Source organism: Anaerococcus sp. NML200574 (genome assembly GCF_026131665.1).
Taxonomy (GTDB): Bacteria; Bacillota; Clostridia; order Tissierellales; family Peptoniphilaceae; genus Anaerococcus; species Anaerococcus kampingae.
In genome coordinates this window covers 21062-30036 of record NZ_JAMXSM010000002.1, presented here as the reverse complement: position 1 = coordinate 30036, position 8975 = coordinate 21062, and the positions used below count along the sequence as shown (strand labels likewise).

The window sequence follows — 8975 nt, the reverse complement described above, 5'->3', positions numbered from 1 at the left end:
ACAAATGATATGTAACATATCACTCTTAAAAATAAACGTATCAAATAACGTTTGCACTCATATATATTTTATCATAAATAGTCAATTTTGATAAGGGCTTTTTGAAAAATTTTTGTTTTTTATTTTTCCATAGTTTTAATTTATAAAAGGTTCAAATCCACTAATACTTGACATATAATTTTATATTATCTTTATCAAGATAACGAGATTTAAAATATAGATATTTTATTGATTTTTATACTATTGCTAATATAATGAAAGAAAGAAAATGTTTTAAGGAGAAAATCATGAAAAATAACAAACTACTCATCCCTGCCCTAGCAGTCCTCTTGTTAAGTCCTGCAATTTTAACCTTGCCAAAATCTTATGCAAGTGTAGCTCCAGGAGCAGATAAAAGTGAAGATTCTATTAAAAAAGAAATCGCTTCCAAGAAAAGCGAATTATCCAATCTTAATGAAGAAAAAACACAAACTGAAAATGAACTAAATAAAGTAAATGAAGACCTTGATAAGTTAAACAAAGAAAAAACCGAAACTAAGAATGCTTTAAATGATAAAAATATTAAGATCAAGTCAAATGAAACCCTCATTGATGAAAAAGCGAGCAAAGAAAAGCTTGATAAGGAAATATCTGATTTAGAAGGAAAAATCTCTGAAAAGGATAAATCTTTAGAAACTGCCAAAAAAGAAGGCGAGGAAATCCAAAAACAAATTGATGATATTGAAGCTAAAGATAAAAAGGAAGAAAATCCTAAGCAAAATGAAATAGATGCAGAGGCTGAAAAGAAAAAAGCTGAAGAACTAGAAAAGCAAAGAAAAGAAGAAATAGATAAAGCTTGGAAACTCAACAGGATTTATAATGATGCTAGACAAAATTTGATAGAAGTAAAGGTTGAACACGGTATTTTAGAATACAAGTATAAAGTTAAAAACGAATTCCTAGGTAAAGTTTTAACCAATTCTAGTGATTACAAGACAGAAGATGTTGAAAACTACCAAAAAGAAGTAGAAGAATTGAAAAAAGAATTTGAGGCTTCAAAAGTAAAAGTTAAAAACACTGAAGAAGCTGTAAAAGTTGCTAAAGACAATCAAATTGCCTTCAGGGGATTTACCTACGAAGATCATACTTCTGAATCAATAGATATAGGCAAGGAGGAAACAAAGCATAAATCTAGAGGCGATTTTAAGAATAACACTCTTAGCCAAAAAGAAGTAGAGGACAAAATTAAAGAATTAAATAAAGAACATCAATCTGCACTTGATTCATATTTTAAAATAACAAAAAATCACACATCAATTACTGATGCATTAAACGAAAAATATGCCATAAGAGAGAAAATTGAACTTGAAAATAAAATAAGTAATGGTATAAGAAGATGGCTTTTTAGTATACAATCCAAAAGTAAAAACGACTTCTATTATCTAAATAATGTTGAAAAAGTAAATAAAGACTCCGAAGAAGATTATAAAGAATACAAACAAAAAGAGAAAACTTATAATGAAATAAAGGAAGAAATAAATAAACTAACTTCTGAGAGAAAATCGATAGAAAGAGAAGCAACCCCTTATGAGGAAAAACGAATCAAACTCGAAAATCAACTAGTCTATTACAAAGAACTCCTTGATCTTATCAAAAATGGTGGACCAAAGGAAGAAGAATCTAAAGAAGATCCAAAATTAAAGGAATTAAGAGAAAAGCTTCTAGCAAACAAAACTAACATTTCTAATTTAGAAAATATAATCGCAAATCTTCAAAAAGAGCTAGACCAATTAAAGAGCGATAAGAAAGAAATCGACTCACTCACAGATGAAGATAGGGCAAGACTCAAGGAAGAACTTGTTACTCTTAAGGAAGAAAGACAAACTATTCAAGCTAAGCTAGATATAATTAATTCAAATATCACAAGTAAAAACCAAGAAAAAGAAAGACTTGATAAATTACTAGCTGAACTTAATGCTAATATAGCTAAGCTAGGCAAGGCCATAGATGACTTAAACCTATACCTTTATAATCAAAATATTATCTATGACTACCCAAGCTTGATAAATGAAAAATCATCCGAAGAAAAGGTAAAAGAAATTAGACTAAGATCTATCAATAAACTAAAAATTGCTTATACAAATAGCGTTAAAGTTGTAGATAATGCAGAACATTATCTAAAGACTGCTAAAATGTCAGATGGTAAGCGTGACTTATTAAAATATTTAATTAACAAGCAAAAAGAACTTAATAAAAAAGTTGAAAAAATCATAAATAAATTTGAATTAGAAATTTAATAAAATACTAAATCCCAGGAAGACTATATTTCCTGGGATTTTGCTTTATTGATACTGTATAAAATTTTGTGTATAGAAACTTCCTGATTAGGTTAAGTAAGTATATTTACCCCCTAGCCTCTATCTCAATTTCTATAGCCTCTTCAACAGCTCTTAGGATATTTTCATAACCAGTACACCTGCACATATTGCCTGCTAAAAGCCTTCTAAGCTCACTTCTATCATACCTTTGCCCCCTAGCTACTATCTCTGTAGCTGTGATTATAAAGCCTGGTGTACAAAAGCCGCATTGGACTGCAGCTTGGTCGATAAAAGCTTGTTGTATAATTGATATTGAACCATCGCTTGCTACAAGGCCTTCTGTTGTCCAGATATCTTTTCCTTCTGCCCAAATCGCTAAATATAGGCATGAATCGACGCTTTTTCCATCGATTAAGACAGAACAGGCTCCACACTCGCCTACCTCACAACCTTTCTTAACTGATGTAAGACCAAAGTCATTTCTTAGAAAATCTGTAAGACTAGCTCTAGTATCGACCATCTTATCAACGGGTATGCCATTTAGGGTACACCTTACTCTTTTATAAGAAGGATCTATATCAGATAGTTCATCTATTCTCGGAGCAAAGGGACCATATTCCCTGCTATGTTTAATTTTCATCATTTTCTCCTTTGTAAATACTTAGGATAGCTTCTAGGTTTCTTATGCAAATTTCATATAGGATTTGAGTACGAAGAGCCTTGCTTGCTCTCCAAGAATCTCTTGGCGATAGCTCTTCAAGGGCAAGTTTAGCAAAGGCTTTGATATTTTCTTCTGTTAAGACTTTGCCAACAAACTCTTCTTCTGCCTTATAGGCCCTAACAGGAATTACTGATGCAACTCCGTAGCAAGCCCTGATTTCTTCTATCTTTAAATCATCATCAAGTTTAACTAGTGTAGCGCAAGAGCTTGTCGCTATATCCATGGCATTTCTCATGGCGTATTTAAAATATTTTCCTATATAGCCTTGGTATTTGTCTTTTGTGATGGTAAAGCTTTTTACAAATTCTTTTTCCTTTAAATCAACTTTTCCGAGTCCTAGGTAAAATTCTGTGATTGGGATGCTCCTATTACCTTCAGCACTTACTATATTTACAAGAGCTTCTAGGCAAAATAGCATTGGGGCAGAGTCTGCAGAAGGAGCTGCGTTACAAACATTGCCCCCAATTGTGGCTGCATTTCTAAGTTGTGGACCACCTGCTGTTAGGACTGCTTCTGCTAGCTCTGGAAGATTTTCTTTAATAATTGGATTTTCTGCTATTTCTGTAAAAGTAGCTAGGGCACCTATTTCTATATCTCCCTCATCATCAATGGTTATTTTCTTTAGGTCATCTATCAAATGAATTGACAAAAGCTTTGGGCTTTCAATTGAGCCTTCCCTAAGTTTGACTAGAAGGTCTGTACCACCTGCTATGACTTTAAGGCCTGGATCTTCTGCTAGTAATTTGCAAGCCTCATCTATAAAATAGGCTTCTTTTATTTCTCTTATATCGTACATCTAATCCTCCTTATAAGTCATTATTTATTAGTCCCTTTTCCTTAAAGAGTGGGAAGAGGACATGTGGGGTCATTGGTATCTTATTTACAGAAATACCAGTCGCATTTAAGACTGCATTTCTAATTGCAGGGGCTGGAGAACATGTTGGAGGTTCTCCTAAGGACTTGGTATTAAATGGTGAAGTTGGCTCTGGATTTTCTACAAAGTAGACTTCAAATTCTGGTGTATCTGCAATTGTACCTAACTTATAATCAAGGAGGTTGTCATTTAAAATCCTACCCTTGTCATTGTATTTCATCTCTTCAGTTAGGGCATAACCTACTGCCATACTCATGCCTCCGTGGGCTTGAGCCTCTGCTAGCTGTGGATTTATAATCTTACCAGCATCATGAATATTTATAAGCTTAAGAACTTCAACTTTGGCAAGGTTTATATCAACCTTGACTTCAGCAAAACTTGCCCCAAAGGAATAAGCGTTAGTCCTTACTGTGTGGGTTGTTTCTGCTGTTATGTGTTGGTTTTCAGTCTTTAGGGTGTAAAGGGCTTCTGTAGCAAGTTCTTCCATTGTTAGAAGAATCCTACTATCTTCTTTTCTAACTATATTTGAATTTACTATATCTAGGTTATTTGGGGTTATCCTTGTCTGTAGATAAGCCTGGTCTAAGATTTTTGCCTTAAGCTCTTTGGCAGTTTTTGTTATGGAAAAACTTGCCATATAGGTTTGACGAGATGCGTAGGCACCTAAACCAAATGGGGATACATCTGTATCTTGGGTTGAGATTATATGAATATCTTCTATTTTCATTCCAAGACAGTCTGCTGCCATTTGGGTGAAGGTTGTATCAGCTCCTTGGCCAATTTCTGTTTCAGGCAATTGCATCTGAACAGACCCATCTTCATTTACAATCATCCTACAAGAAGAAGATTCTAGTGATATTGGGAAAACACCTGTATTATACCAATAAACAGCACATCCTACCCCATATCTGATATTACCGGTTTGGTTCTTATATTTTTCCTTCTTGCCATAATAATCCATGGCTTCAGCACCTTTATTTAGGCAATCTCTAAAGGAATCGTAATAATTTTCATTATGTGAGAATGGATCAACATAGCCCTTTGGCATTACATTTCTAAGTCTTAATTCAAGCGGATCCATGCCAAGAGCCTTGGCTATATCATCTTGGTGAGCTTCGTAGGCAAACATTGCCTGAGGAATACCATAACCTCTCATAGCACCGCCTGTTGGAAGATTTGTATAAACTGAGTAAGCATCGCCCTTGATATTTTCACAAGGATATAACTGATGGAAACAGTTAAGCCCCTTGGCTGCTATGGAATGGCCGTGGGAAGCATAGCCTCCACCATTAGAGTAGGTTTCAACTCGTCTTGCAACATAATCACCATTTTTTCTAACATAAGATTCGAGGTGGATTTTCATAGAATGTCTTGTCCTAGTTGAAACAAAAGTCTCCTCTCTAGTTGGAAGAAGCTTTACAGGATGGCCACCTACTTGGGTTGTTAGGAAGGCACAAAGTGGCTCATATAGCGCATCTTGTTTATTTCCAAAGCCTCCCCCTATGTATGGTTTTATAACCCTGACCTTGCCCCAGCCTATGCCTAAAGCTTGGCCTATTACTCTTCTAATTATGTGTGGTATTTGAGTGGAAGCTACAACTACAATTTTGCCTGCCGCTTCGTAGGCATAAACATCTGGGTTTTCCAAATGTGAATGGGAAATTATTGGAGTTTCATAGTCCCCTACTATCTTAATTAGTCCTTCTTCCCTTATTGCTTCTTCGAAATTACCTCTGTTATTTGTGGTATGCTTTAGGATATTGTTAGGACATTCGTCATGAATTGGGACTTTGACATCTTTTATAGATTCTTTTGGATCAAAATTTGCTGGATACTCTTCATACTCAACCTTAATCTTTTTTAAGGCTCTTTTACAGGCTATCTCATCACGACCAATAACTACAGCTATGTCATCTCCGTAAAATCTTACATGCTCATTTAAGAGATGTCTATCTGCCACATCTTGACGTTCCTTTTCTGTAGACCAAGGGTGGCCTGCTGTTGGAAACTGGATTTTTGGCACATCAAAGCAAGTTACAATCTTTACAACGCCTGCGACCTTCATTGCCTCGCTAGTATCAATATTTAAAACTCTACCATGGGCAATATTTGAATGGAGGATTTTGGCGGTGTATGCATCTTTTGGGATAAGATCTTCTGTAAATTTGGCTCTACCTGTGACCTTATCAAAAGCATCTACCCTTTTGACTTTTTTACCTACGTACATTATGTTTCCTTTCTTTAATTAAATGGCTCTTATTAGTATAAATATATCACATTTTCATAAAAAATTATAGTATTTTTTAATTTTCCCAAAAGAATAACCCTCCAATTTTTAAACTGAAGGGTTAAACATTTTATTCTTTATCCATCAATTCTCTTTCACGAGCTTCTTCTTCTATTGTTTTCTTTGGTAAGATTATATTTAAAAAGAAGACTATTAGAGTTGACATTACTACTGGTGAAGATATAAATATCATCCTGAACCGTTGTGGGAATTGCTCTAGGGCTACTGGGTTTACTTGGGTTATACCCATGCCAAGGGCTATGGCAAGACCTGTTATGGTCACATTTCTAACACTCATTTCATCAGATGTGATTAACTTCATACCACTCATTGTGATTTGAGCAAATACTGTTACTGTAGCACCGCCTATTACCGCTTGTGGAACAGAAAGCATTAGGGCACCAAATTTAGGAATAAATCCTGCTATAAGGATCATGATAGCTGTAAGTCTAAGAACTGCTCTTGATACTACCTTTGTAAGTGATACTATGCCTACGTTTTGTGAATAAGAAGCGGTAGGAAGACCGCCGAAGAAGGCAGATACCATATTTGTAAGACCGTAGGCCTTGATTCCTCCTTCAAGCTCTTTTTCTGTTGGTTGTCTATCAAGTCCACCTGTTGTTGTAGATGAGAAGTCTCCTACCGCTTGGATAGAGTTTACAACAAACATTACACCCATAGTTATGCAAGCATCTAGGTGGAAGTCTAGGCTAAAAGGCATCACTTTTGGAACTGTAAACCAAGCTGCATCTGCAAGCTTAGAAAAGTCAACTATGTTGAAAAATAGTGAGGCAACATAACCTGCTACAATACCAATAAGGATAGCTGATAATTTTACAAGGCCTTTGCCAAACATATTACAAATTAGAACAACAGCAAGGGTAATTAGGGCTACAATCCAATAAACCATAGCGCCTTGGTTAGGGTTTCCATTTCCCCCTGCCATATAATTAAGGGCTACTGAGTAAAGGGAAAGACCTATAGTAAGAACTACAGTACCTGAGACCATTGGTGGGAAGTATTTGTAAAGTCTTTTGATATTCATTCCCACAAGGAAGGCTATAATACCACCTACTATTTGTGAAGCAAAAACTGCTCCAATCCCATACTTGACAGCAACAGAGTTAATTACTGGGATATAAGCAAAGGATACACCCATTATCATTGGAAGTCTTGATCCAAGACCAAGTTTTATAATTGGATATAGCTGAAGGAAGGTAGCAAGAGCTGCTACAAACATTCCTGCTTGGATTAGATATATTGACTGAGCCGCAGTAAGGGCGTGGTCAGTGTTAGCCAAAGTATTTGTTAAAACGATTGCTGGAAGTGTATTACCCACAATCATCGCTAGCAAATGCTGAAGGGCTATAGGAAAAGATTTCTTTAAATCAGGCTTACCATCTATATCAAATAAAGATTTTGATACGGGGCCAGTTGTATTTTTTTGCATAATTTCTCCTTGTTTATTTTTGCCTAGAGCTTAGGCCATATTTCTTTTGCTCTTTGTCTTGATTTTTCGTGTATTTCTTTTTGATCGATAGTTTTTATTTCCCTATCTTTCATTACGATTTTTCCATTTATGATTGAATCTGTTACTAGTCCACCATTTAATCCAAATATGGCGTGGCCCATCCAATTGTTTCCATTTAGAGGAGTCATCGGGTCATAATCTAGGGCTATTATATCAGCGTATGCTCCTTCCTTAATCTTTCCTACAGGATTTTTCAAGAACCTATCCATTATTTTTGGATTGTTTTCAAACAGAAGTTTGATTGCTTCAGCAAAGCCCTTGGTTGAGTCGTGGCTTTCGTGGGTTAGCAATACTTTTGCAACCCTCATTGATTCAAACATATCATTGGTGTAGGCATCTGTTCCAAGGCCTAGGAGGATATCTTTTTCAAACATCCTTAGGACTGGAGGAGCTCCTACTGCATTATTCATATTGCTTTGTGGGTTAAAAACAGCCATTGCATCTCTTGCCTTTAAGATATCCATCTCTCTTTCATTTATATGAACATTGTGGATGGATAGGGTCTTTGGTTTAAATATTTCATAGGCATCTAGCCTATCTACCACTCTTTTACCAGACATCTTAAAAGTTTCCCACTCATCTTCGATTCCTTCTGCTATATGAACATGGTATCCATTGTCAAAGCCTTCCATAGCTTTCTGGCATTTTTCTAAAGTCTCATCAGAGAGGGTAAATGATGCATGTAGGCCAAATAATGCATTTAGCATATCATCGTGTTTTTCTGCTTCTTTTATCCAATTTATATTCTCTGCTATTCCCAAATCTCTCTTATCTAGTCCGTCCCTATCTGATACCTCATAGCAAAGGCTTGCTCTAATTCCAAGCTCTTTAGCAGCATCTGCCATGGTAAAGAGGGAGCCTTCTATTGAGTTAGGTCCTGAGTGGTGATCTATTATTGTAGTTACCCCATTATGGATTGATTCCATAAAGGTTGTAAGGGCATTTAACCTTACATCTTCTAGGGTTAATTTCTTATCTAAGGCCCACCAGAGATTTTCTAGAACATGGAAGAAATTATCTGTTGGGTTTGAAACGCTCATTCCCCTAGCATAGGCTGAATAGCAATGAGAATGGGCACAAATAAGCCCTGGCATTACAAGCTTATCTGAAAAATCTACTATCTCTTGGTCAGGATTTTCTTTTTTTATTTTTTCAAAATCACCAATTTCTTTTATGATTTTTCCTTCAATGAGGATTGCTGAATCTTCGTAGAAATTATTTGCCTCATCGTTGGTGATTATTGTCTTTGCCTTTATTATCATTGT

Annotated in this window: 6 protein-coding genes; 1 reads left to right on the top strand and 5 read right to left on the bottom strand. The window is 35.5% G+C overall.

Annotated elements, in window-relative coordinates; all coding sequences use genetic code 11:
- The first annotated feature begins 287 nt into the window (after positions 1 to 287).
- Positions 288 to 2276 (top strand): hypothetical protein, encoded by a 1989-nt coding sequence (locus tag NH286_RS01100; RefSeq protein WP_265236217.1) that lies wholly within the window; start codon positions 288 to 290, stop codon positions 2274 to 2276.
- A gap of 106 nt (positions 2277 to 2382) precedes the next feature.
- Here the strand turns inward: NH286_RS01100 and xdhC are convergent, their stop codons facing one another.
- The 5 genes from xdhC to ssnA all read right to left on the bottom strand — a co-directional run bounded on the left by xdhC (position 2383) and on the right by ssnA (position 8972).
- Entirely contained in the window at positions 2383 to 2937 is a 555-nt protein-coding gene (gene xdhC / locus NH286_RS01095; RefSeq protein WP_265236215.1) for a xanthine dehydrogenase subunit XdhC, read from the bottom strand.
- Positions 2927 to 3814 carry a xanthine dehydrogenase subunit XdhB gene (gene xdhB, locus NH286_RS01090; RefSeq protein WP_265236213.1) on the bottom strand — a complete coding sequence of 296 codons (888 nt, stop codon included), beginning with the start codon at positions 3812 to 3814 and terminating at the stop codon, positions 2927 to 2929. Before xdhB ends, xdhC begins: the two co-directional genes overlap by 11 nt.
- Before the next feature lie 10 nt (positions 3815 to 3824).
- On the bottom strand, positions 3825 to 6119 hold the full coding sequence (xdhA, locus tag NH286_RS01085; RefSeq protein ID WP_265236211.1) for a xanthine dehydrogenase subunit XdhA: 2295 nt from the start codon (positions 6117 to 6119) through the stop codon (positions 3825 to 3827).
- A gap of 130 nt (positions 6120 to 6249) precedes the next feature.
- Positions 6250 to 7629, bottom strand: a complete 1380-nt coding sequence (locus NH286_RS01080) for a uracil-xanthine permease family protein (RefSeq protein WP_265236209.1) — start codon at positions 7627 to 7629, stop codon at positions 6250 to 6252.
- A gap of 23 nt (positions 7630 to 7652) precedes the next feature.
- The gene (ssnA, locus tag NH286_RS01075) at positions 7653 to 8972 is read right to left on the bottom strand and encodes a putative aminohydrolase SsnA (RefSeq protein WP_265236207.1); all 1320 of its coding nucleotides are present in this window, start codon (positions 8970 to 8972) and stop codon (positions 7653 to 7655) included.
- Positions 8973 to 8975 lie beyond the last annotated feature (3 nt).